This is a genomic window from Embleya sp. NPDC025285, assembly GCF_055558835.1.
On record NZ_JBVHLU010000008.1, the window covers coordinates 47,416 to 68,899 of the forward strand.

General features: G+C 72.8%; 19 protein-coding genes. 10 read left to right on the forward strand and 9 right to left on the reverse strand.

Translation table 11 applies throughout. From position 1 onward, the window contains the following. Positions 1-49 precede the first annotated feature (49 nt). Positions 50-1,525 (forward strand): MptA/MptB family glycosyltransferase, encoded by a 1,476-nt coding sequence (locus ACZ4FV_RS07280; RefSeq protein ID WP_465322091.1) that lies wholly within the window; start codon positions 50-52, stop codon positions 1,523-1,525. On the opposite strand, the gene ACZ4FV_RS07285 is transcribed toward ACZ4FV_RS07280, so the two are convergent. The 4 genes from ACZ4FV_RS07285 to ACZ4FV_RS07300 all read right to left on the reverse strand — a co-directional run bounded on the left by ACZ4FV_RS07285 (position 1,458) and on the right by ACZ4FV_RS07300 (position 6,287). After that, the gene (locus tag ACZ4FV_RS07285) at positions 1,458-3,587 is read right to left on the reverse strand and encodes a hypothetical protein (RefSeq protein WP_465322092.1); all 2,130 of its coding nucleotides are present in this window, start codon (positions 3,585-3,587) and stop codon (positions 1,458-1,460) included. The two genes, ACZ4FV_RS07280 and ACZ4FV_RS07285, sit on opposite strands and share 68 nt — an antisense overlap. Positions 3,588-3,668: 81 nt before the next feature. Continuing rightward, positions 3,669-4,862 (reverse strand): nickel pincer cofactor biosynthesis protein LarC, encoded by a 1,194-nt coding sequence (gene larC / locus ACZ4FV_RS07290; protein ID WP_395867581.1) that lies wholly within the window; start codon positions 4,860-4,862, stop codon positions 3,669-3,671. 118 nt (positions 4,863-4,980) lie between these two features. After that, positions 4,981-5,766 carry a nickel pincer cofactor biosynthesis protein LarB gene (larB, locus tag ACZ4FV_RS07295; protein ID WP_395867583.1) on the reverse strand — a complete coding sequence of 262 codons (786 nt, stop codon included), beginning with the start codon at positions 5,764-5,766 and terminating at the stop codon, positions 4,981-4,983. Between the two features lie 80 nt (positions 5,767-5,846). Continuing rightward, positions 5,847-6,287, reverse strand: a complete 441-nt coding sequence (locus tag ACZ4FV_RS07300; protein ID WP_395867585.1) for an ATP-binding protein — start codon at positions 6,285-6,287, stop codon at positions 5,847-5,849. 262 nt (positions 6,288-6,549) lie between these two features. Here ACZ4FV_RS07300 and ACZ4FV_RS07305 point away from each other — a divergent pair, with 262 nt between their 5' ends. The 7 genes from ACZ4FV_RS07305 to ACZ4FV_RS07335 all read left to right on the forward strand — a co-directional run bounded on the left by ACZ4FV_RS07305 (position 6,550) and on the right by ACZ4FV_RS07335 (position 14,340). Further along, positions 6,550-7,302, forward strand: coding sequence for a hypothetical protein (locus ACZ4FV_RS07305; RefSeq protein WP_395867587.1), 753 nt, complete (start codon positions 6,550-6,552; stop codon positions 7,300-7,302). A gap of 119 nt (positions 7,303-7,421) precedes the next feature. After that, the gene (locus ACZ4FV_RS07310; RefSeq protein WP_402234685.1) at positions 7,422-8,171 is read left to right on the forward strand and encodes a YcnI family copper-binding membrane protein; all 750 of its coding nucleotides are present in this window, start codon (positions 7,422-7,424) and stop codon (positions 8,169-8,171) included. Positions 8,172-8,336: 165 nt separating this feature from the next. Then, positions 8,337-9,056 carry an SCO family protein gene (locus ACZ4FV_RS07315; RefSeq protein WP_395867592.1) on the forward strand — a complete coding sequence of 240 codons (720 nt, stop codon included), beginning with the start codon at positions 8,337-8,339 and terminating at the stop codon, positions 9,054-9,056. Continuing rightward, entirely contained in the window at positions 9,053-9,706 is a 654-nt protein-coding gene (locus ACZ4FV_RS07320) for a copper chaperone PCu(A)C (protein WP_402234688.1), read from the forward strand. The genes ACZ4FV_RS07315 and ACZ4FV_RS07320 overlap by 4 nt, the downstream gene beginning before the upstream one ends. Next, entirely contained in the window at positions 9,693-11,507 is a 1,815-nt protein-coding gene (locus tag ACZ4FV_RS07325; protein WP_395867595.1) for a copper resistance CopC/CopD family protein, read from the forward strand. Before ACZ4FV_RS07320 ends, ACZ4FV_RS07325 begins: the two co-directional genes overlap by 14 nt. After that, positions 11,504-13,909 (forward strand): iron uptake transporter deferrochelatase/peroxidase subunit, encoded by a 2,406-nt coding sequence (efeB, locus tag ACZ4FV_RS07330; RefSeq protein ID WP_395867597.1) that lies wholly within the window; start codon positions 11,504-11,506, stop codon positions 13,907-13,909. Before ACZ4FV_RS07325 ends, efeB begins: the two co-directional genes overlap by 4 nt. 5 nt (positions 13,910-13,914) lie before the next feature. Then, positions 13,915-14,340, forward strand: coding sequence for a cupredoxin domain-containing protein (locus tag ACZ4FV_RS07335; protein ID WP_395867599.1), 426 nt, complete (start codon positions 13,915-13,917; stop codon positions 14,338-14,340). Positions 14,341-14,548: 208 nt separating this feature from the next. Here the strand turns inward: ACZ4FV_RS07335 and ACZ4FV_RS07340 are convergent, their stop codons facing one another. Further along, on the reverse strand, positions 14,549-15,490 hold the full coding sequence (locus ACZ4FV_RS07340; protein ID WP_465322096.1) for an NADP-dependent oxidoreductase: 942 nt from the start codon (positions 15,488-15,490) through the stop codon (positions 14,549-14,551). A 65-nt stretch (positions 15,491-15,555) separates the two neighbouring features. On the opposite strand from ACZ4FV_RS07340, the gene ACZ4FV_RS07345 reads away from it, so the two are divergent. Further along, a complete protein-coding gene (locus ACZ4FV_RS07345; RefSeq protein WP_395867603.1) occupies positions 15,556-15,963 on the forward strand; it encodes a winged helix-turn-helix transcriptional regulator in 408 nt (135 codons plus the stop codon). Positions 15,964-16,075: 112 nt separating this feature from the next. On the opposite strand, the gene ACZ4FV_RS07350 is transcribed toward ACZ4FV_RS07345, so the two are convergent. The 4 genes from ACZ4FV_RS07350 to ACZ4FV_RS07365 form a co-directional block, all read right to left on the reverse strand. Then, entirely contained in the window at positions 16,076-17,605 is a 1,530-nt protein-coding gene (locus ACZ4FV_RS07350; RefSeq protein WP_465322098.1) for a DHA2 family efflux MFS transporter permease subunit, read from the reverse strand. Positions 17,606-17,856: 251 nt separating this feature from the next. Further along, positions 17,857-18,345, reverse strand: coding sequence for a MarR family winged helix-turn-helix transcriptional regulator (locus ACZ4FV_RS07355; RefSeq protein WP_395867607.1), 489 nt, complete (start codon positions 18,343-18,345; stop codon positions 17,857-17,859). A 160-nt stretch (positions 18,346-18,505) separates the two neighbouring features. Further along, on the reverse strand, positions 18,506-19,333 hold the full coding sequence (locus ACZ4FV_RS07360; protein WP_465322100.1) for an ABC transporter permease: 828 nt from the start codon (positions 19,331-19,333) through the stop codon (positions 18,506-18,508). Further along, a complete protein-coding gene (locus ACZ4FV_RS07365; RefSeq protein ID WP_465322101.1) occupies positions 19,330-20,334 on the reverse strand; it encodes an ATP-binding cassette domain-containing protein in 1,005 nt (334 codons plus the stop codon). Before ACZ4FV_RS07365 ends, ACZ4FV_RS07360 begins: the two co-directional genes overlap by 4 nt. Before the next feature lie 174 nt (positions 20,335-20,508). Between ACZ4FV_RS07365 and ACZ4FV_RS07370 the strand changes: the two genes are divergently transcribed. Further along, the gene (locus ACZ4FV_RS07370; RefSeq protein ID WP_402234705.1) at positions 20,509-21,261 is read left to right on the forward strand and encodes a TetR/AcrR family transcriptional regulator; all 753 of its coding nucleotides are present in this window, start codon (positions 20,509-20,511) and stop codon (positions 21,259-21,261) included. Positions 21,262-21,484 lie beyond the last annotated feature (223 nt).

The window sequence follows — 21,484 nt, forward strand, 5'->3', positions numbered from 1 at the left end:
ACCGGTGACGGCACGGCCCGGCGCGGAGCGTCGCTCGTCGATGTTTCACGTGGAACACCCGTTTGGGTGTGTCGCGCTCGGCCTGACGGCACTGGCGATCGCGCTGCTCCTGCTGACCGGGCTGCTGGGGCCCTCGGCCGCGCAGCCACCGGTGCCGGGCGGGCCGTCGTGGCTGCCGCCCTACCATCTCGACGTCCGGCCCGGCGCCGGTGTGGTGACCGCTCTGCTGCTCGCGGCGGCGCTGTCGGGCGCGCTCGGGCTGGGTGTGGCGATGCGCGAGCTGCGCCGGGGCTGGACACCGGATCCGGGCCGGCTCACCCTCGCCGGGGCGGTCGCCGCGCTCGCAATGGTGTGCGTGCCGCCGATGGGCTCGGCCGACCACCTCGTGTACGCCGCGTACGGCCGGCTGGCGGCCACCGGTGGCGACCCCTACCGGGACACCGCCGCGACGCTGGTGCGGGACGGGGATCCGGTCGGCGTGGCGGTCGAGGCGCCGTGGACGGACACACCGTCCGTGTACGGGCCGGTGGCGACCGCCGAGCAGTGGCTCGCGGCCCGGATCGGCGGGACCTCGGTGCACACGACCGTGCTGGTGCTGACCCTGCTCGGGGCGGCCGCGTTCGTGCTGACCGGATTGCTGCTCCAGCGTGCGGCCGGCCCGGACCGGGGCGCCCGGGCCCGGGTGGCGATCCTGTGGTCGCTCAATCCGCTGCTGCTGTTCGTGGCGGTCAACGCGGGCCACCTGGACGCGTTCGCGCTGGTGTTCGCGGTCGGCGCGCTGCTCGCGGTGCGCCGCTCCCCCGCGCTCGCGGGCGTCCTGGTCGGTCTGGCCTGCGCGGCGAAGATCTCGCTGGGCCTGTACGTGTTGGCACTGGCCTGGGGCCTGCGCGGTCGCCCGCGCGCGCTGGCCGCGCTGATCGGGTCGGCGCTGCTGGTCGGGATCGCCACCTATCTGCCGGTAGGCCTCGGCGCGTTCGATCAGATGCGCGAGAACACCAGGCTGGTTTCGCTCGCGGTGCCGCTGCGGCTGGTGCTGGGGCCGCTGGAGTCGGCCCTGGGGCATGACGCCGCCCGCACGGTGATCGGCCTGTTCGGCTGGCTGCTGGCCGCGGTGGTGGTGTGGTTGCTGGCGCGCACCGCCGCCCGGGCCCGGCCCGCAGCGATGGCCCACGTGACGCGCGACAGCGCCGCCGCGGCCGCGCTGTTGTCCCTGGCCTGGCTGCTGACCACGCCGTACAGCCTGCCCTGGTACGACGTCGCGGCCTGGGCACCGCTCGCACTGCTCGCGCCGTCCGCGCTCGACGGGCTGCTGCTGGCCCGCAGCACGCTCCTGGTGTGCGCGTACATTCCCGGCCGGGTGGTTCCGCTGCCGGACGCGGTGGACACCCTCCAGCGCACCCTGCGCGGCACCGTCGGCCCGTGGGCGGGCGCGGCGATCCTGGTCGCGGTGGTGCTGGTCAGCCGGCGTGCGGGCGGGCCTCCGCGGCTGCGATCACCGCGATCGCCAGCGGCGCCGCGATGGTGAGCGCGACCGCCGGGATCTGGATGCCGGAGTCGTTCACCGCGTAGCCGACCACCGCGGTCAACCAGCACGCGAGCAGCGTCGAACGCAGCCATGGCACGGCCGCGAAGGACCGTGCCAGGGCGGGCGCCCGCCACTTCGCGGGATCGCGCAGGGCGAGCACGAGCAGCACGAACACGACCGGGATGATCAGCGTGAACGGCGTGGTGAACGAGTGCAGGTTGCCCATGATCTTGCGGTGCAGCGTGTCGCCGGCGTCGCCGTCGACGATTTCCTGGACGAACCGGCCCAGGTGCGAGCGGCTCGCCGCCGGGCGCCGCCAGTCCAGCACGGCGATGGTGCCGATCACCACGACCGCGCCCAGGCCGACCAGGCCGACCTTGGCCCACGAGATCCGGGTGCCGGTGAGCAGCAGGCCGAGCACCGCCAGGCCCGGGATCAGCGCGAGCACGCCACCGAAGTCGCTGCCGAACGCGGGCCAGCCGTCGGCCACCACCGCGACCGTGCCCACCGCCGCGAGCACCGCGACCGCCGCCCGCCGCCGCTCGGCCGCGAGCAGCCGGCCCGTGGGCCACGCGACGGCGAGCAGGACGGCCATCGCGAAAATCGTCCAGGCGACGTTGCCGAAGCCGTAGAACCGGCCCGCGACCAGCGGGGACAGGCCGAACAGGGTGTTCAGTTGCAGCGGTGAGCCGGCCATGACGTCACCGGCCAGGATCACGGCGGTCGCCGCGGCGACCACGCCGGCCGGGCCGTAGGGGTGCCGTCGCCAGGGGCCGAGCAGGGCCACTGCCGCGAGCACGGCGGCGAACACCACGGTGAGCCCGAGCAGCGCCCGGGCCGGGTCGCCGGCCTGCTCCCACGGGACCAGGCCGACCAGGAACGATCCGCCGGGAACGGCACCGAAGAACACCCCGATCCCGGTCGCCGCGCGTATCACCGCGCGCCGGGCCCGGGTCCGGCCACCGCGGCCGAACCGCACGGCGAGCCACAGCGCGAGCGCCGCGAGCACGATCGGCAGCAGGGTGAGCCAGGTGAAGAAGTACCAGACCTCGCGCACCGTGCGCGATGCCTGCGCGCCCACGTCGAACAGGCGCAACTCGTCGATCGCGGTGCTCCCGGAGGGGCCGGGCGCCCGGGTGTAGACCGCGCCGACCAGGTCGCTCGGCGCGTCGATGCCCAGCGGCGCGAGCAGGCTGGGGGCCAGGTCGGTGAGTTGGACCAGACCGTCGTCGCGGGTCGAGGTCGCGGTCAGGTAGCCGGAGGAGAAGGTCGTGTCCGTCGCGGTGCCCGGCCCGCTCGCCATCAGCGCGCGCAGGTGCGGGGTTCCGGTGTCGTCGGCGAGGCCGGCCACCACGAGTTGCGTGCGCGGCGGCAGCGCGGCGCCGATCCGGGCCACCTGCGCGTCCACCGCCCGCAGCCGCTCCGCGCGGTCGACGCCGGGTCCGGTCAGGCCGCCGAGGTCGATCAGGGTCAGCGCGGAGCGTTCGATCAGCGCGGTGTCCACGGCGTTCGGGTCCGGCAGGTAGGTGCCGCGCACCCGGCCGGTCGGGTCGGCGCTCGCGTAGGCCGCGCCGGGGCCGACCGAGGTGACCACCCGGCCGTGCTCGGCGACCGAGGCGGCGAGTTGCCCGTACCCGGGGTTGTAGCCGAACGAGTCGTTGCGCTTGACGATCGCGCGCATGTTCGGCACCGTCGCCGAGCCGTCCGGGGCCAGGGTCGGCGGCAGCGGCTCGGCACACGGCTCGGCGCTCCTGGCACTGGTCCGGGCATCCGTCGAGCGGGCACCCGAGCCGGTGGTGAGCCACCCGTCGACCGGGCACGCGCGCGGGTGCACGGTGCGCACCGACATCGCCGCCGAGGTCGCGTGCCCGGCCTGCGCGGCCAGCCCCGGGGTGCCGGTGGCGTCGATGTCGGCCCAGGTCAGGCCGGGTATCCCGAGCAGGACGACATGGTCGGCGGCGGCCGGACGAGCGGGTGCGGCGCCGGCCGACCCGGGCAGCGCCGAGAGCACGAGCACCGCCGTGAGCACGGCGAGCAGCAGCCGGAGGGGACGTGCGATCACGGGTGCCTGCTCCTCGACGTACACGGCCTACACGGGGACGGATGCTCGCCCAAGGCTATGCGCCCGCGCGCGCCCGCACGTTCAGGGCAGCAGGCCCGCCGCGTACGCCGCCGCGGTCGCGGCGCCCATCACCACCTTCACCGGTCGGCCCAGCGACGCGGCCGCGGCGGCCACGTCCTCGTACTCCGGCTGGGCGTTGACCACCCTGCCCTCGAACATCGCGGTCTTGACCCGCACCGGCAGGCCCTCCACCCGTACCGTGCCGAACTCGCGGGCCAGCGCCCGCTTGGCCACCGGAACGATCCGCGCCCCTATCGTCGAGGTCTCCAGGAACACCGTGTGCAGCGCCGCGTCCACCCGGTCCGCCGGGACCAGGACGCACAGCGTGTGGGCGGGACGCCCCTTCTTCATCAGAATGGGCACCAGCCACGCGTCGCCCGCGCCGATCGCGAGGAGCTTGCCGAGCACCGCCGGCCACAGCCGCGGGTCGAGATCGTCCACGTTGGTCTCGATCAGCACGTCCTCGCCGGTCGGGTGCACGCGCTCCGCCTCGTGCCGTTCGCCGAGCACGACCCGCAGGACGTTGGGCACCTCCTCGACCCGCCGGCTGCCCGCGCCGGTCCCGGCCGCGGTGATCCGCAGGGCCGGCATCGGCCCCCAACTCCGGCACACCGCCGTGAGCAGGGCCGCGCCGGTGGGGGTGCACATCTCGTACGGGGCCGGGCCCGCGTAGACCGGCGCGGCGGCCACCCGCATCAGTTCGAGCACGGCCGGGACCGGCACCGGCAGCACGCCGTGCGCGGCCCGCACGCTGCCGTTGCCGAGCGCGACCGGCGAGCCGACCGCGTCCTCGACGCCCAGCGCGTGCAGCGCGGTACACGTGCCGACCACGTCGGCGATCGCGTCCAACGCGCCGACCTCGTGGAAGTGCACCTCCTCGGGCAGACATCGGTGCGCGCGGGCCTCGGCGTGCGCGAGCCGACCGAACACGTCGTGCGCGCGGGCGTGCACGGGTTCCGCCAAGTCGGCGCGATCGAGCAGGTCGCGGACGTCGTTCCAGGTGCGGTGCACGTGGCTGTGCACGGTCTTGACCCGGGCGTGGGTCGCGGCGATCCCGTGTCGGTCGGTGCGTTCGGCGGTGATCAGGATCGGTTCGACGCCCACCGCGTCGACGGCTTGCTGGACGGCCTCCAGCGGGGCGCCGGCGTCGATCAGGGCCCCGAGCAGCATGTCGCCGCTCGCACCGGCCTGGCACTGGAACCATGCGATTGCCAAGCGTATACCTCCCGTCGCGGCCACTGTCGCAGCCGATCGCGGGTCCCGCCGGGAAACCGACGAAGCGACCGAAAGCGACCGTTTTCTTGCGTTTTCCCGTGTGCTTCGGCGTTCGTGACTACCGGGTCTCGGCGCTCCGCGCCGCCCCGACCGACCGCGCCACCCGGGCCGCGAACACGCCCGCACCGAAGCCGTTGTCGATGTTGACCACCGCGACCCCGGGCGCGCACGAGTTGAGCATCGCCAGCAGCGCCGCGAGCCCGCCGAAGGACGCCCCGTAGCCCACGCTGGTGGGCACCGCGAGCACCGGCACCGACACCAGGCCCGCCACCACGCTGGGCAACGCGCCTTCCATGCCCGCGACCACGATCAGACAGTCCGCCGCGTCGAGTTCGGCGTGTACCGCGAGCAGCCGATGGATGCCGGCCACGCCCACGTCCTCGATCCGCTCCACGTCCGCGCCGAACAGGCGCGCGGTGAACGCCGCCTCGCCCGCCACCGCCGCGTCCGAGGTGCCCGCCGAGACCACCCGGACCAGGCCGCGCGGGGTAGGCGGCGTGCCCACCGCGACACACGTGCCGCTGTCGTCGGTGTACGCCTCGCCGGGGAACGCCGTGCGCACCGCGTCCACCACGGCGGCCGAGGCGCGGGTGGCGAACGCGGGCCGCCCGCCCGCCTCGCGCAACCGGCGGAAGAGCGCGACGGTCTGTTCGGGGGTCTTTCCGGCCGCGAAGACCACCTCGGGATCACCGGTGCGCAGTGCCCGGTGGGTGTCCACCCGGGCGAAACCCAGGTCGGCGAAGCCCGCGGTCGGCCCGCGCACGAGGTCGTCGAGCGCCTCGTCCACGCCCGCCTCCCCGGCTGCGACGCGGTCGAGCAATTCCCTTACCTCGGCCCGGTCCACTGCCCCGATCGTAACCTGCACCGGAACGACCGCGTCCGGCAAGGCAGTTGGCGGCGGACGCCGGGCCGCCCGCGGACCGGCTAGGAGACCGGTACCAACGCGTCCTTGCGCCAGCGCAACGTCTTCTCGAAACGCAGCACCGCACCGCGCCGGGGGTGGTTGCTCAGTTGCACGTGATCGGTCATCGCCCGGATCAGCATCAACCCGCGACCGTTCTCCGCGCCCGGGCCGACGTTCACCGTCGAGCCGCGCAGCCGATCCATCGGAAAGCCCGGGCCGCCGTCGATGATCTCGACCCGACAACAGTCACCGGTGATGCCCGCGCGAATCTGGTATTCCGAATACGGCCCGCCCCGGGCGTGCTCGACCACATTCGCGCACGCCTCGGACAACGCGAGGCCGATCTCCATCGCGATCTCGCGATCCACCCCCGCCGTCTCCATCGCACCGACCAATAGCCGGCGCGCCATCGGCACGCTCGCCGTATCCCGTGGCAGGTGGACAGTCCACCTCATGTCCATGAGCGGCCTTTCGACATCTCTGGGAGTCCGGCTGTATCCGGCGGATCACACACCCGGTTTTATTGCCGCCGCTTGCTCCCTGTATGCGCACATCACTTGATCGGTCGTCAATACCCCGTAAAGACGATTCGTTCGGCCGCATCGTGGGGACATCATGTGCTCGCCCCGCCGGTGCCGGGTCGCCGGCCATGATCATCGGCCATTCCCGGCCCCGGGCACGACGGGCCCGCGCGCGATGAGACGATGGGGCGTCATGCAGGCCGTGTCCGTACCTTTCCGCGCCGTGCGCGCCGCCGTCTTCGCGGCGGTCTGCGCCGCGCTCGCGGCATGCGGTCACGCGTGGATGTCGACCGAGCCGCTGCCGCTGTGGGCGCCCGTCGCCGGCTTCGCCGCGGTGTTCGTCTCGGCCTTCGCCGGAGCCGGGCGACAGCGCTCCTTCGCCGCGATCACCACGCTGCTCGCGGCGGCCCAACTCGCGCTGCACACCCTGTTCGCCGCCGCGGCGGCGAACGCCGCGACGCCCGGCCGTTCGGCCGCGGCCGGCGGCTCGGGGTCGAGCACCCTGCTGGATCGACTGCTGTGCGGTCCGCGCGACTCCACCGGGCACATCCTGCTGCCCAACGGCTGGACGCCCGAGGAGATCATCCGCAACGCCCGGGTGGACCCGACGCTGTTCCCGCAGGACCCGCCGGCCGGGCACCACCACATGGGCGGCTCGGGCCCGCTGCTGTTCGACGGCGGCGCGGGCATGGTGTGCGCGCACCTCGCGGCGGCCCTGCTCACCGGCTGGTGGCTGCGGCGCGGCGAGGCCGCGCTGTTCGCCCTGCTCGGCCTGGCCGCGGCGCCGCTGCGGTTGGTGCTGGCGGTGCTCTTCGGCCTGGTCGTCCCGGTGGTCGAGACCCCGGGCGGCATCCGGCGGACCGGCTCGGCGCCGGACCCGACGACACACCGGACGCTGCTTCGGCACGCGGTGACCCGGCGCGGCCCGCCGGCGGAGTACGCGCTCGCCTGCTGATCCGCTCTCGACCGGGTGTCGGATCGGCGGTGGCGCGCGTCCGCCCTCCTGCCGTCCCCTCCCGGACCGAGGCCGCCTCTGTGCGCCCTCGGCCGGATCACCCATGGAGCAGACACCCCATGACCATGACCACCACGCGCCGCCGGCTGTCCGTGATAGCCGCCTCGGCCGGCGCCGGCATCCTCGTCTTCGCCGGCTCGGCCTCCGCGCACGTGACGGTGCAACCCGGCACCGCCGAGCAGGGCTCGTACGCCAAGGTCGCCTTCCGGGTCCCCAACGAGCGCGACGACGCGGGGACCACCAAGCTCGAGATCACCCTGCCCGCCGACAAGCCGCTCACGTCGGTGCAGACCCGGGCGATGGCGGGCTGGAAGGCCGAGGTCGAGAAGACCAAGCTGACCACGCCGATCGACAACCACGGCAAGCCGCTGACCGAGGTGGTCTCCAAGATCACCTGGACCGCGGACGCCGGCACCCGGGTGAACCCGGGCACGTTCGAGGACTTCGAGGTGTCCATGGGCAAGCTGCCCACCGACACCGACAAGCTCGTCTTCAAGGCCGTGCAGACCTACGACAGCGGCGAGGTCGTGCGCTGGATCGACCTGGCCGGCGCGGACGGCAAGGAGCCGCAGTACCCCGCGCCGACGCTCAAGCTCACCGCCAAGGCGGGTGCCGGAACCACAGCGCCCGCCGCCTCGGCCAAGCCCTCGACCGACGCCAAGGCGTCCGTCGCCGCGGTCGCCGAGGACAAGAGCGACGACTCGACGGCCCGCACGCTCGGCGTGGTCGGCATCGTGGTCGGCGTGCTGGGTCTGGGCGCCGGCGTGTTCGCCGTCCTGCGCGCGTCGCGTCGGGGCACCTCCGCCTGATCCTCGGCCCGCCCGGACCGAGGTCTCGCACCACGGTCTCGGGGTGAACTTCCCGGCCCGGGCGCCGGCACCGCATCGATCGGTGCCGGCCGCCCGGGCCACCGGGCCCGCGCCGACGCCGAACACGTCGGCCACGAGCCCTCGGCAGCAACGACCTGGAGAACGATGAGCAACGCAACGCAGTCCCCGGTCCGGGGCCGCCGTACCGGCCTCCGCCTCGCCGCGCTGGTCGCGGCCGGGCTGCTCCTGGCCACGGGGTGCGGTGACTCCGACAAGTCCGACAACGGTGCGCCGGTGAAGGTGCGCGAGGCGAACTCGAAGTACAAGGGCATCGCCGTCGACCCGCCGTGGAGCAAGCCGGAACTCACCCTGACCGACACCTCCGGGCAGCCGTACGACTTCCGGGCGAAGACCGCCGGGCGTACCACGCTGCTGTACTTCGGCTACACGCACTGCCCGGACGCGTGCCCCACGGTCATGGGCGACATCGTGCGCGCGCTGGGCAAGCTGCCCGCGCCGGACCGGGCCACCGTGGACGTGGTGTTCGTGACCACCGACCCGGAACGCGACACCCAGGCGGCGCTGCGCGAGTGGCTCGACTCGCTGGACAAGTCCTTCGTCGGCCTGACCGGCCCGTTCGACAGGATCCAGGCCGCCGCACGCCAGGTCGGGGTCTCCATCGAGCCGCCGACCACCGGCCCGGACGGCAAGGTGGTGAGCACCCACGGCACCCAGGTGATCGCCTTCGCCCCCAACAACGAGGGGCCGGTCATGTACAGCGCGAGCAGCGGACTGCTGCCGGACGGCACCCCGAACGGGAACTCCTCCGACGACTTCGCCCACGACCTGCCGCTGCTGATCCACCCCGAGGACGCCAAGAAGTGAAGCTCTTCCCCCTCCCCCGCAAGGCCGTACCACTCGCCGTCGGCGGCGTGCTCGCGCTCGGGATCGGCGGTGTGCTGGTGGCCTGCGCCGACTCCGGGTCCTCCGACTCGGCCGACCGCGAGGCCGCCGCGCCGGCGAACGCGGGCGCCGCCGAGGGCACGCCGAAGTTGCGCATCGTCGACCCGTACATCCCGCAGCCCTCGTCGACGGACGTCGCGGCGGGCTACCTGATCGTGCAGAACGACGGCGACACCGCCGACCGGCTGCTCTCGGTGGCCAGCCCGCTGTCCGGCGAGGTGATGCTGCACCAGACCAGCGGCAACTCGATGCGACACATCCCGGGTCTGGACGTGCCCGCGCACGGCAAGGGCGTGCTGGCGCGCGGCGGCGCCCACATCATGTTCATGAACCCGAACAAGGCCGTGAAGAAGGGCGACACCGTGCCGCTCACGCTGACCTTCCAGCAGACCGGGCCGGTCACCGTACAGGTGCCCGTGCTCGGGGTGACCGAACGTCCCGGAGACGCCCCGGCAGCGGGGTCGCCCGGGTCGACCACACCGGGCTCGACCACGCCGGCACCGGCCGCCTCGTCGGCCGCGCCCGCGGCGGTCGCGCCCTCGGCCGAACAACCGGGCCATGCGGGTCACTGACCCGGCCGGCCGCCCGGCCGCCGTCCCGGCACCGCCCCCGTCCCCGGCCCGAGCCGCCGGCGGGGTGGGCCGCCGCGCGCTCGCGTGGCTGCTCGCGCTGCCACTGCTGCTCGCCGCGCTCGTGCTCGGCGGGGCCGGGTCCGCGTCCGCGCACGCCGTCCTCCAGTCGTCCAACCCGGCGTCCGGCTCGACGCTGACGAGCGCGCCCGCGACGGTCACGCTCCGGTTCAGCGAGGGCGTGGAGATCGGGCTCGGCGGGGTCAAGGTGTTCGACCCGAGCGGCACCCGGGTGGACAACAACCAGGCCAAGCACGGTCCGGACGGCGACACCAGCGTGGTCACCCCGCTCCGGGGCGGCCTGCCGACCGGTACCTACACGGTCGCCTGGCGTGCGGTCTCGGCCGACTCGCACCCGATCTCCGGCGCGTTCACCTTCAACATCGGCCAAGCCTCCGGTGGTGTCCGGGTCTCCGACCTGACCGACCAGGGCTCCACCGCGACCGACGTGCTGGAGCGGGCCTCGACCGGGGTCGCCTACCTGTCCTTCGCGGTGCTCGGCGGCGCGGTGCTGTTCCTGCTGATCGCCCGACCCGCCGCGGTCGGCCGGTTCCGGGTCTGGCTGCTGCTGTCCGGCGCCTGGGGCGGGCTGCTGTTGTCCTCGCTCGCGGTGCTGATGCTGCACGGTCCGAACGCGTCCGGTCTGGGCCTGTCCTCGGCGTTCGACGCGGACGTGCTGCGCGCGACGCTGGACACCAAGCTGGGCAAGGCGATCGCGGCCCGGGTGCTGCTGCTGGGCGCGGCCGGCGCACTGCTCGGCTGGCTGATCGCCTCGCTCGCGCACGCGGCCGACCGCACCCGGCACGTACTGGCCGGCGTCTGGGCGGTGTTGTGCACCGCGATCGCGATCACCTGGCCGATCGCCGACCACGCGTCGGTGGGCCGCCAGGTGGAAGTGGCGATGGCCGCGGACACGCTGCACCTGCTCGCGATGTCCACCTGGCTGGGCGGGCTCGCGATCGTGGTCACGCTGATCGTGCGGCCGGGCGAGCCGGCGCCGGAGGCGGGCCTGGACGTGCCGACGGTGCGGATCTTCTCCCGGACCGCGTTCGTCTCGGTCTGCGTCCTGGTGGCGACGGGGCTGTACGCGAGCTGGCGTCAGGTGGGTTCCTTCGCCGCGCTGTTCGACACCACGTTCGGCCTGCTGCTGGTCTTCAAGGTCGACCTGGTGCTGCTCATGCTGGCCGGCGCCTGGGTCTCCCGGCGCTGGCTGATGCGACAGTTGGCGGCGGCCGGGAAGTCCCCCATCGGCAAGAGCACCGCCGGGAAGCCGAAGTGGGCCGTGCTGCGCAAGGCCGTCGCGATCGAGGCGGCACTGGCGATCGCGGTGCTCGGCGTCACCACGGTGCTCACCGACACCGAACCGGGCCGCACCGCGCACGAGCGCAAACAATCCGAGGCGGCGGGCCCGGTCAGCCGCAGCGTCCCGTTCGACGCCGGGGGCGCCGCGGGCAAGGGCAAGCTCGACGTCACGGTCGATCCGGCCCGGGTCGGCCCCAACGAGCTGCACATCTACTTCTCCGATCCGATCGGGCAGATCCGGGACGTCGCCGAGTTGACGGTGTCGATGGCGCTGCCGGGCAAGGGCATCGACGGAGCGGACGTCCAGGTGCGCCGGGGTGGTCCCGGGCATTGGCTCGGCGATCTGTCGCTGCCGATGGCGGGCCGCTGGGAGTTGTCCTTCTCGATCCGAACCTCCGATGTCGACCGGATCACCGTGACGGTGCCCGTGGAGGTCAAGTGAGGCACGTACGCCGCCTCGTGCTGCTGTTCGTCGGGGTGCTGGTCTGCCTGGCCCCGGCGGGCAGCGCGTTCGCGCAGGAGTTGTCCGGTCAGGGGCCGAGCAACTTCCACACCGTGATGACCTCGCCGAGCGAGCTCGACCCGGGCCTGACGGTCAAGGTGATCGAGAACGGTGCGCGGATGGAGGTGCGCAACACCGGTCCGCAGGACGTGGTCGTGCTCGGCTACATGAGCGAGCCGTTCCTGCGGATCGGCCGCGGCGGGGTGTTCGAGAACCGCCAGTCCCCCGCCGTGCAGTTGAGCAGCGAGCGGTGGGGCTCGGTCGACGAGAAGTCGAACCTGCAACCGACCGGCGCGCCGCAGTGGCACCGGATCTCCGCCGAGCCGGTGGCCCGCTGGTACGACCAGCGCGTGCACTGGATCGTGCAACAGCGGCTGCCACCGCGGGTGATGGCCGATCCGGATCGCGCGCAGCGGATCTCCACCTGGACCGTGCCGATGCGGATCGGCGAACGCGAGCTGGCCGCGACCGGCGAACTGCGCTGGTTGCCCGGGCCCAGTCCGTGGCCGGGCATCCTCGGCTCGATCGGGCTCGCGGTGCTGGTGTTCGCGGTGGTGTGGCTGCCGCCGGTCCGCCGCCGGGCACTGCTCGGGTACGGCGTGCTCGCGGGCGTGGTCGCGGCGGCGAGCGTGCTGCACCTGGCCCTGGTCGCGGCGGCCCGGGCCGGCGGGTTCGGCGCCTGGGCGGGCGCGTTCTTCGCCGGCAATCTGCTCCAACTGCTTTCCGGGGCGGTGGCGTTCGCGGGCGCGGCGCTGCTGGTCCGGGGCCGGGTGGGCGGCGCGTGGTTGGCCGCGCCGGCGCTCGGCGTGCTGGCTCTGCGGGTGGCCGGGTACGACCTGCCGGTGTTGTGGCGCTCGTCGTCGCCGTTCGTGGGCGGGCTGGCGCTGGACCGGGCGCTGACCGTGCTGGTGCTCGGCGCCGGCCTCGGCGCGGCGCTCGCGCTGGTCGTGGTGGTGCGACGGGGACCGAACCCGGTGGCGGCGACCGCCGGAGCCGCGGAAGCGGTGTGTGTGACAAACGGCGAGCGCGACGCGAACGGCGCGCACGAGCCGGTGGAACCTGCGAGGGACGACGTGATGAGCAGCCCTGAATCCTCCGATCGAGCGAGCGCCGATTCGGCCGTCTCGCGCCGCCGGTTCGTCGGTGTCGCGGGAGCGGCCGGCGCGGGCGGCCTGGTGGTCGGCGCGACCGGCGGCGCGGTCGCGTTCGCGGACGACTCGACCGCCTCCGGCCCGACGCTGGCCCACGTCGGCTCGACCAGCGTGCCCTTCCACGGCAAGACCCAGGCCGGCATCACCACCCCGGCCCAGGCCAAGGCCGTCTTCCTGGGCTGGGACCTGGAACCGGGCGCGGACCGTGCCGCCGTCGCCGCGCTGATGCGGCGCTGGTCGGACGCGGCCGCACGGCTGACCTCGGGCCGGCCGGTGGCGGACGACGACCGGGTCGCGGCGGACGCCGGGGCCTGCTCGTTGACGGTCACCTTCGGCTTCGGCGCCGGCCTGTTCGACAAGGTGGGCCTGGCCGCACGGCGGCCCGCCGCGCTCAAGCCGCTGCCGCCGTTCCCGGACGACGCGCTGGATCCGGCCCGCGGCGACGGCGATCTGTTCGTCCAGGTGTGCGCGGACGACGGGCTGGTCACCTTCGGCGCGGTCCGCACGCTGCAGCGGCTGGCCAAGGGCGTGGCCCGGATCCGTTGGCAGATGAACGGCTTCGCCCGGTCGCCGGGTGCCACCGCCAAGCCGATGACGCACCGGAACCTGATGGGCCAGATCGACGGCACCAACAATCCGAAGCCGGCCGACCCGAAGTTCGACGAGAAGATCTTCGTCACCGCCGCGGCCGGGCCCGATCAGGGCTGGCTGACCGGTGGTACCTACGTGGTCTTCCGCCGGATCCGGATGTTGCTGGACGCGTGGGACGGCCTGGACAAGGCGCATCAGGAGCGGGTGATCGGCCGGACCAAGGACACCGGCGCGCCGCTGTCCGGCGGCGGCGAGCACAGCGCCGCGGACTTCGGCAAGCGGGGTGCCGACGGCGAGTTGGTGATCACCGCGAACGCCCACATGCGCGTCGCGGCACCGGAGTTCAACCGCGGTTCGACGATGTTGCGGCGCGGCTACTCCTACCACGACGGGTTCGGTACGGACGGCGCGCCGGACGCCGGGCTGCTGTTCGTGGCGTGGCAGCACGACCCGGACGACGGTTTCGTGCCGATCCAGCGCAAGCTGGCCCGCGGCGACGCGTTGTCCCCGTTCCTGCGGCACGAGGCGAGCGGGCTGTTCGTGATCCCGCCGGGGTGCGCCCCGGGCGGGTATGTCGGTCAATCCCTGTTGGAGGGCTGAGTCCGATGCGCCGTCGATGGCTGGTCGGGGCCGCGGCCCTGCCGTTGCTGCTTACCGGCTGCGGAAGTTGGGGCGCGGAGGGCGGCCCGGGTTCGTACATGAGCGAGGCCGAGGCGACGGCGGCGGCGTCCGAGGGCGTCGCGGCCCTGGGCAGTGACGGGGTGCAGCGGATCGAGCTGCGGGTGGACGACAAGCTGCGCTTCTCGCCGTCGGTGATCCGAGCCCGGACCGGTCCGCTGGTGATCACCCTCGCGGACACCGGGATCACCCCGCACCAGATGATCCTGCCCGGCGGTGCCCCGGTCGCGCCGTCCGAGGGCGGCAAGTCCCAGGACATCAAGCTGAGCTTCGGCCGACCCGGCTCGTACACCTTCAACTGCATGTATCACGTGGGCACCGGCATGGCGGGCACGATCGAGATCACCGAGTAGGACGCACACCGGTCGAAGCCGGGTACCCCCGGCCGTTCGGCACGGGTACCCGGCTTCGCCGTCGTGGGGCGGGGGTGCCGGTCTCGGGGTGTCGAGGATCCGCCCGGCCGGGCTCTCGGTCTTCCGAGGCGGGCCGGGTTTCCGGGACGGCTCGGGGTTGTCGGGCCGGCACGGGGTTTCCGGGACGGCACGGGGTTTCCGGGCCGGCTCAGGGGATCAGCACGATCTTGCCGGCGGTGCGGTTCGTCTCGGCCAGTTCGTGTGCCTTGACCACCTCGACGAGCGGGAAGGTCTCGGCGACGACCGGGCGCAGCAGGCCCGCGTCCACCGCCTCGGCCAGCAGGGCCAGCCGTTCCGGGTTCGGCGCCAGGTCGACGGTGATGCCGCGGACGCCGGCCGCCTCGGCCTTGGCCGCGGTGGCCGCGGCGGCGGGCGGGTTGGTGATGTTGATCAGGATGCCGCCGGGGCGGAGGGTACGCAGCGAGCGGTCCTCGTACTCGCCGCCGACCAGGTCGAACACGACATCGACGTCGCGTACCGTCTCCGCGAAGTCGGTCGTGGCGTAGTCCACGACCTCGTCCGCGCCCAATTCGCGGAGCAGGTCGTGCTTGGCCGGGCTCGCCGTGCCGATCACGTACGCGCCCCGGGACTTGGCGATCTGTACCGCCAGGTGCCCGACGCCGCCCGCCGCCGCGTGGATCAGCACGCGCTGCCCCGGTCGCACCTGCGCCGCCTCGACCAGGGCCTGCCACGCGATCGAGGCGGACAGCGGCAGGGCGGCCGCCTGCACGTGGTCGAGCGTGCTCGGCTTGAGCGCGAAGGAGGACTCCGCGGCCACCACGAACTCCGCGTATCCACCGGCAAGTTGCGGGAACCCGGGAATCCCGTGGACCTCGTCGCCGACGGTGAGCCGGGAGACGCCAGCGCCGACGCCCGCGACCACACCGGAGACGTCCCACCCGAGCGTGAACGGCGGCGTCAGCCACATTCCGCCGGCGCGGATCTTGGTGTCGATGGGGTTGACCCCCGCGGCGCGCACTTCGACCAGTACCTCACCCGGTCCGGGTGTGGGTATCGCGGTCTCGATCACCCGGAGAACCTCCGGGCCGCCGAGCGTGTCCTGATGCACAGTGATCATGTTCTTCGTCATGCGGAGAGCATCGTGGACCCGGTAACCATTGTGAAGAAGGCACCTTCCTGGTACCTGGGTACCTTATGCATACCCCTCCCGACCTGCGCCCTTACGGTGGCGCCGACGTCTATCTCGCCGACTGCGCCTCCCGGGCGGTCCTCGACCTGATCGCGAACAAGTGGGTGGCCCTCGTCGTCGGCGCCCTCCACCCGCAGACGCTGCGCTACGCGGAACTGCGCCGTCGGCTCGGCGGGATCACCAAGAAGATGCTCACCCAGACCCTGCGCGACCTCGAACGCAACGGCCTGGTCCGACGCAAGGTCTACGCCACGGTGCCGCCCCAGGTGGAGTACTCGCTGACCGAACTCGGGACCAGCGTGAGCGGCTTGATGAGTGAGATCCGGACCTGGTCCGAGAGTCACATCGACGAGATCGAGGCCGCGCAACGGGCCTACGCCGAGGCGACGGCGAACCGACCGGAGGCGGTCTAGTCTGACGGGCGCCGCTCGCGGGTGCGACGGGCTGCGGTCGCGCCGAGGCCCCGGTCGCGGTGGCGACACGGGGCCTTCGGGTGTTCGGAGTGGGGTTTTGTACCGGCTCCGTTCAGCGTGCGGATGCCGTCGGCTCGGCCGGGGCCGTCTCCGCGCTTCCCGTGCCGCCCGTTCCCTCGGTCTGTTCGGTGCCCTCGGTGCCGTCGGTGACCACGATCGACTCCCGCTTCGGCGAGCGCAGCACCAGCAGGGTGAGCACGATCGCGGCGGCGATCAGACCGGCGCCGATGCCGAAGGCGAGGGTGTACCCCCCGGTCAGCGCCTCGGGCGCGGAGGTGCCCTCGGCCACCAGCCGTTCCGCCTTGGCGCTGGAGAGCGTGTTCAGTACGGCCAGTCCGAGCGCGCCGCCGACCTGCTGGGTGGTGTTGAACAGACCGCCGACCACGCCGGCGTCCTCGGCGGTGGCCCCGGACATGCCCAGCGTGGTGAGCGCCGGGATGGCCAGACCGAAGCCGGCCAGCAGCAACATCGCGGGCAACACGTCGGTGAGGTACGCGCCGTCCGCCGGCACCCGGGCCAGGAACAGCAGCCCGACCAGCAACAGGGCCAGGCCCGCGACCACGACGTTTCGCTCGCCGAACCGGGCGTTGATCCGCGCCGAGTAGCCGAGCGTGATGACCCCGATCACGACCGCCGACGGCAACATCGCGACGCCGGTCCGGGCCGCGCCGTAGCCGAGCACATGCTGGAGGTAGAGCGCGATCATCAACTGGAAGGCGAACAGCGCGCCGACCATCAACATCTGGATCGCGTTGGCCCCGGACACCCGCGCCGACCGGAACACCCGCAGCGGCAGCAGCGGCGTCCGAGCCTTCGCTTGGCGGACCACGAAACCGGCGATCAGCAGGAGTGCCACCGCGCCCATGCCGAGCGTGCGCGCCGAGGCCCAGCCGTGCGCGTCCGCCTCGACGATCGTGTAGACGAGCAGCATCAGGCCGGACGTGATCAGCAGCGCGCCCCACAGGTCCGCGCCCGCCGACCGGCCCAGACCCCGGTCGGCGACCAGCAGGCGGAACGCGAGCGCGGTGGCGGCGACGCCGATCGGCACGTTGACGAAGAAGATCCAGTGCCACGTGAACGCCTCGGTGAGCAACCCGCCGAGCACGAGCCCGATCGACGCGCCGGCCGCGCCGACGAAGCTGAACGCGCCGATCGCCTTGGCCCGTTCCCGAGGGTCCGGGAAGAGCGTGACGATCATGCCGATCGCCACGGCCGAGGACATCGCGCCGCCGATGCCCTGCAGGAAGCGGGCGGCGATCAGCAGTTCCGGCCCGGTGGCCACGCCGCACAGCAGCGACGCGGCGGTGAAGACGACCATGCCCGCGATGAACATCCGGCGCCGCCCGATCAGGTCGCCGAGCCGGCCGGCCAGGAGCAGCAGGCCGCCGAAGGCGATTCCGTACGCGTTGACCACCCAGGCCAGGCCCGACTGGGAGAAGCCCAGGTCGCTCTGGATGGCGGGCAGGGCCACCGTGACGATCGTGCCGTCGAGGACGACCATCAGCACCCCGGCACACAGCACCGCGAGCGCCGACCAGCGTGACCTGTCCGTCGATTCCGGTGTGGCGAACGTGCGCGACATGCTGCTCATCTCCCTGGACGACCGGTCGGCGGGCGGCCGACTCACAGGAGAGACGTTAGCAGATAGTTTTGTTATAGACGATCTCTTTCAGACTCTTCTCTTTGAAACCCATCTGTCACGGACTCATCTCGATCGACCGTGCCTGCGGTCCGCTGCTCGCGCCCTGCCACCTGCCACCCGCCACCTGCCACCCGCCACCCGCCACCCGCCACCCGCCACCCGCCACCCGCCACCTGAGAGGCAACCCGCGCCTACCGCTTCGACGTCCGCGCCCGCCGTACCGTCGCCTCGGACTCGACCGGCTTGGCAAGCACTCCGCCGACCAGGCGCGCCAGCGCGGAGGCGAACACCGCACGCTCGTCCTCGGGCAGCGCCTCCAGCACCTCGTGATGCACACCATCGACGATCCCGCGCCCGGCCCGGACCAGGTCGCGCCCGGCCTCGGTGACCACGATGATCCGCGCCCGCCGGTCGGTCGGCGCGGGCCGCCGCTCGGCCAGCCCGGCCCGCTCCAGCTCGTCCATGGTCACGACCATCGTGGTCTTGTCCAGGTCGGAGAGCTCGGCCACCTGGGCCTGGGTCAGATCCCGGTCGATCGCGTGCGAGAGGACGCAGAAGCTGCGCGGCGTGACGTCGATCGCCGCGAGGGCGGCGGCCATTCGGGTGTTCATCACGTGACCGGCGTGCACGAACATGCCGGTCATGTCCAGCACGGTCGGGGCCAGGCTCTCGGTAGTCATGCGGCCAGCGTAACAAGATAGGTAAGCCAATAGATTGTTCCGTAGTAGACCTATGGCCGGGATCGGAAGGGCGTGCGCCCGACCGACCGGCCCGCCCCCGCCGACCGGTCCACCCCGCCGACCTGACCGGCCGCGAGGAGATCGCGGCCGGCCTCGTCGATCAGCGGCCGAGGGCCTGGAACTTGCGCACCGCGAGCGGCAGGAAGATCGCGGTGATCACCAGCGGCCAGACCACCGCCATCGGCAACGCGTGTTCCTCGATCCAGCTCCCCCCGTGCGGAGCCGGACTGCCGAACAGGTCGCGGATCGTGTTCGCGGTGGAGGAAACCGGGTTCCACATCGCCACCGCGCCCAACCACTGCGGCATCATCGACGGCGGCGTGAAGACGCTGGAGATCATCCCGAAGGGCAGGGCCACCGCGAACAGGCTGCCCGCCGCCTCCGCGTTGGGCACCAGCAACCCCAGGTAGATACCGACCCAGGTCAGCGCGAACCGCAGCAACAACAGCAGCCCGAATGCGGCCAGGATCTCCCACAGGGTGCCGTCCGGTCGCCATCCGACGACGAGCGCGATCGACGCGAGCACCGCGAGGTCCAGACTCGCGCCGAGCACGTCGGCCACCCCGCGCCCGCTGACCACCGCCGAGGGCGCCATCGGCATCGAGCGATACCGGTCCATCACGCCGAGCTGCCGGGTGACCGCGACGACCGTCGCGGTGTTCATGAACCCCTGGGCCATGGTCATCGCGAACATGCCGGGCAGCGCGTAGTCCTTGTAGTCGATCGATCCGCCCACGTCCATGGCACTGCCGAAGACGTACACGAACAGCAGCACGGACACGATCGGGAAGCCCAACTGCCAGGCCAGCAAGCTCGGTTGCCGAGCGATGTGCTCCATCTCGTTGCGCACGACGGTCAGACAGTCCGCGATCGCCCAGTACAGCCGGCGTTCGGGAGCCTCCACCGGTCCCGCGGTGGTCGCGCTCATCGACGCACCGCCTCCTTCGCGGATTCGTTCGCGGCCTGCTCCGGCTCGTGCGCGCGGTGGCCGGTCAGCCCGAGGAAGACCTCGTCCAGGGTCGGCCGGCGTACGCCGATGTCCTCGATCGTGATCCCCTCGTCCTGGCAGGCCCGGGCGGCGTGGGTGAGCGCCGCGACCCGATCGCCGACCGGGGCGGTCACCCGCCGATCCTCGGGATCGAGCACCGGCTCGGCACCCGACTCGGCCACGCGGGCCACCACTGCGGCCACGCGCGGCAGGTCGACCGCGTCCCGCGCGACGATCTCGATCCGGTCGCCGCCCAGTTCGCGCTTGAGCCGATCCGGGGTGTCGTCGGCGATCTTGCGTCCGCGATCGAGCACCGCGATGCGATCCGCCAACTTGTCCGCCTCGTCCAGGTATTGCGTGGTCAGCAGCACCGCCGTACCGCCCGCGAGCAGCGAGCGCACCGCCTCCCAGACCTCGTTGCGCCCGCGCGGGTCGAGTCCGGTGGTCGGCTCGTCCAGGAAGAGCACGTCGGGCGCCAGGATCATGCTCGCGGCCAGGTCGAGTCGCCGGCGCATGCCGCCGCTGTACTGCTTGACGCTCCGGTCGGCCGCCTCGACCAGGCCGAACCGCTCCAGCAGTTCGTCGGCGCGACGGGCCGCACCACGCTTGTCCAGGTGGAACAGGCGGCCGAACAGGATCAGGTTGTGCCGCCCGGTCACCTTCTCGTCGACCGCCGCGTACTGACCGACCAGTCCGATGCGCCGGCGCACCCGCCGGGGATCGCCGGTCACGTCGTGGCCCGCGACCAGGGCCCGGCCGCCGTCCGGTCGCAGCAGCGTGGACAGGATCCGGACCGCCGTGGTCTTGCCCGCGCCGTTGGGCCCGAGCAACCCCTGGACGGTGCCTCGGGGCACGGTCAGGTCGAAGTCGTCGAGCGCGTGGGTGTTGCCGTAGCGCTTGGTCAGGCCCTCGGCGAGGACCGCGTGGCTCGTGGTTTCCATCCGCATTTCCGTCGGTGTTCTCATCGACGTGCTCATCGGCCTCCTTCAAACCGAGTACACCGTACCCGATTGCGCGTACGGCGTACCCAGTTGTCTTGGATCGGTCGCGCGCGGACGCCGGGCGATCGGCATACCAGTGGAGGTGCCGAGGCGGGCTCCTACGATGGGGGCACCATGACGAGCACCGACCACACCGGCGGCGGCGATCTCGCACGCAGCCTCGAACTGTTGTGGGGCGTGGACCGGAAACCGGCCCGAGGCCCCAAACCGGCGCTGACCCTGGACCGGATCGTCACGGCCGCGATCGCCGTCGCCGACGCCGAGGGGCTGGACGCGGTGTCGATGCGGCGCGTGGCCGCCGAGATCGGGTCCGGCACGATGTCGCTCTACCGCTACGTCCCGGGCAAGGCCGAACTGCTCGACCTGATGGTCGACAAGGTCAACGCGCCGGGCGACGCCGAGTTTCCCCCCGAACTCGGCTGGCGCGGGGCCCTGGAGCAGGTCGCGCGCGGCATCTGGCAGATGTACAACCGCCACCCGTGGCTGCTCGGCGTCGATCAGGCGAGGCCGGTGCTGGGACCCAACTCGCTCGAGGCCCTGGAGCTGACGCTGGCCGCGATCGGCGACGCGGCGCTGTCCGACCGGGAGAAGATGACCGTCCTGTCGATCATCGACGGCGGCTATGTGAGCGGCATGGCGCGCACCCATTTCAACACCGTGCACGCGGCGCAGCGCACCGGGGTCAGCGACGAACAGTTCTGGGCCGCGCAGGCTCCCCTGCTGAACGCGGCGATGACGAGCGGGCGCTACCCGAGGTTGGCCGCGCTCGCCGAGGACAGCTTCACCCAGGACGGCGAGGCGGTGTTCGAGTTCGGCCTGCGCCTCCTGCTCGACGGCCTGGAGACGTTCGTCGACCGCCGCGCCTGAACCCGATCCGCACCCATACCGCACCCGGCCCCAGGAATTGTGGACCTGGCGGACAAGGGGTCACGAAAGCGGAATGGCCGGCATCATCATCGGTGCTCGGCTACGGGGAACGGGGACCATGAACAGGACACTGCTGCGGATGCGGGCCGCGCTCGGCATGGGAATCGGGGCTGTGGCCCTGACCCTGGCGCCCCTCGCGTTCGGAACTTCGGCCGCCGGCGCC

What these genes read in the sequence shown, in the direction of transcription:
- ACZ4FV_RS07300 (WP_395867585.1), bottom strand. Translation starts at nt 6,287, where the DNA reads ATGGACATGAGGTGGACTGTCCACCTGCCACGGGATACGGCGAGCGTG.
- ACZ4FV_RS07310 (WP_402234685.1), top strand. Translation starts at nt 7,422, where the DNA reads ATGACCATGACCACCACGCGCCGCCGGCTGTCCGTGATAGCCGCCTCG.
- ACZ4FV_RS07315 (WP_395867592.1), top strand. Translation starts at nt 8,337, where the DNA reads ATGAGCAACGCAACGCAGTCCCCGGTCCGGGGCCGCCGTACCGGCCTC.
- ACZ4FV_RS07325 (WP_395867595.1), top strand. Translation starts at nt 9,693, where the DNA reads ATGCGGGTCACTGACCCGGCCGGCCGCCCGGCCGCCGTCCCGGCACCG.
- ACZ4FV_RS07335 (WP_395867599.1), top strand. Translation starts at nt 13,915, where the DNA reads ATGCGCCGTCGATGGCTGGTCGGGGCCGCGGCCCTGCCGTTGCTGCTT.
- ACZ4FV_RS07340 (WP_465322096.1), bottom strand. Translation starts at nt 15,490, where the DNA reads ATGACGAAGAACATGATCACTGTGCATCAGGACACGCTCGGCGGCCCG.
- ACZ4FV_RS07345 (WP_395867603.1), top strand. Translation starts at nt 15,556, where the DNA reads ATGCATACCCCTCCCGACCTGCGCCCTTACGGTGGCGCCGACGTCTAT.
- ACZ4FV_RS07350 (WP_465322098.1), bottom strand. Translation starts at nt 17,605, where the DNA reads ATGTCGCGCACGTTCGCCACACCGGAATCGACGGACAGGTCACGCTGG.
- ACZ4FV_RS07355 (WP_395867607.1), bottom strand. Translation starts at nt 18,345, where the DNA reads ATGACTACCGAGAGCCTGGCCCCGACCGTGCTGGACATGACCGGCATG.
- ACZ4FV_RS07360 (WP_465322100.1), bottom strand. Translation starts at nt 19,333, where the DNA reads ATGAGCGCGACCACCGCGGGACCGGTGGAGGCTCCCGAACGCCGGCTG.
- ACZ4FV_RS07365 (WP_465322101.1), bottom strand. Translation starts at nt 20,334, where the DNA reads ATGGAAACCACGAGCCACGCGGTCCTCGCCGAGGGCCTGACCAAGCGC.
- ACZ4FV_RS07370 (WP_402234705.1), top strand. Translation starts at nt 20,509, where the DNA reads ATGACGAGCACCGACCACACCGGCGGCGGCGATCTCGCACGCAGCCTC.